This window comes from Parablautia muri (genome assembly GCF_009917485.1).
Lineage (GTDB): Bacteria > Bacillota > Clostridia > Lachnospirales > Lachnospiraceae > Suilimivivens > Suilimivivens muri.
In genome coordinates, this window is record NZ_QZDT01000158.1 from 1 (window position 1) to 1,568 (window position 1,568).

The window sequence follows — 1,568 nt, forward strand, 5'->3', positions numbered from 1 at the left end:
CGTGCCTTTGCCGTCAGGATTGTCTGCCGGAGATAGGCGGCTGTTGCATATTGGCAAGCGTCAGGAAAGCTGTCAACGTCAGCCTGAAAACGCTCTATGTCGCTTTCACGTTTCCTTGACCAGCCAAGGTCTTTAAGCAGGGCAAGCTGTTCATCGGTGAAGCCGGAAAACTCTGCACTGTCAAAGCCTTTGCAAATCCTATCCCGCCTTGCCGCTTCTTCGTCATAGACATCATCATAGGACGGCGGCATAATTTCCGGAAAATCATCAATGGACATCTGCCCCGGTATATCTTCAGCCAGAGCAAGCGGCTCCAAGGTGAAGCGTACCGCCTTGACCGTCCTACCCCTCTTTATCGGCTCATAGGAGAATTTGCAGTCAGTCTTTGCGTTCAGTTCTTCGTGGCACTTCTTTAGCACCAATTCGTTAAAGCGATAGTAAGCCTTGTATGTATCGGCAGTACACCGTAGGAGGGTTTTCAAATCGTCCAGAGAAACGTCCCAAGTAAGGTGCATATGCCTGTTCTGTTCGAGGTACAAGAACAAGACGTAGCTGTATCTGGAAGTCAGCTTGACCACGTTCCGCAGGTTGTACCGCAGGTATCCAAGCCGTTCCGGGTTGAAGATATACTCCATAGCGGAGGGGCTTGCCCCTAAGTCCACCTGCCATAGTCCATCTTCGTCTTGATAGCACTCTGCTTTCTCAAACAAGGCTATGAGCGTGAAGCCCTTGCGCTTGTTGCCGTCCTTGATTTTGATAGTCTGAAAAAGATTCTTAACCCGCTTTTCGAGGTCATCAGGCTTTATCTGGGAAACGTCCAAAAGCCGCTCTATTTCGCCTTTCTCAAACCGAATAAACCTCTTTTCCGGGTCATGACTGTTTATCCGTCCGAGATATGCGTCCAGTATCTTAAACTCTGCGAGCGTAAGCCCGGTTTCAGAGAGGGACAAGAGGGGGTTAGACTTCTGGATAAGCAGATTGTCCGGCTCTTTCCCTGCCCCCTTATAGTCCGGGATTGCCGGGAGTTTCTTTCTTCGTGGCATGGTATCACCCCTTTCCTTATCATGATAGCATAGCACCATATTTTTTGTCAATAAAAAGTTGGTGCTTCTTGAAAAAATCTATGGTGCTATCAGGAAAAGTCTATGGTGTTACCGGGAAAAGTCTATGGTGCTACCGGGAAAAGTCTATGGTGCGTCATGGAAAAGTCTATGGTGCTAAAACCCGGAAAGCCGCATAAAATCGGGCTTTTTCGAGTGTCTAAATCAGGAGGGAAATCAAGAAAGATAAATCAAGTGCTAAATCAAGCTATCAATCAAGGGACGACCCCGCAAGCCGCAGTATGTGGATAACTTTTGGGGGTTCTGGAAAGCGTTAGGATTGATTAGCGATAAAAAAGAAAATGAGGATAGGAGCAGAAACGGTCAGGAAAGCCGCTGTAGGGCGTGTACACGCTTTTAGAGGGAGTAGGTAAGGGGAAATACCATACAGCCCCCCAAAGCCGTCCAGAGGGCAAATAAAGGCGAAATAGAGGGTCAAGGAGTGTGCCATTACACCGCCACCCCTCT

2 protein-coding genes are annotated in these 1,568 nt (G+C 48.4%); both read right to left on the reverse strand.

Annotated elements, in window-relative coordinates; genetic code table 11:
• Window positions 1-1,043: replication initiation protein (locus D5281_RS24875; RefSeq protein WP_160556459.1), on the reverse strand; the 1,043-nt coding region annotated here is incomplete at its 3' end.
• A gap of 331 nt (window positions 1,044-1,374) precedes the next feature.
• Window positions 1,375-1,568: hypothetical protein (locus D5281_RS26370; RefSeq protein ID WP_207709162.1), on the reverse strand; the 194-nt coding region annotated here is incomplete at its 5' end.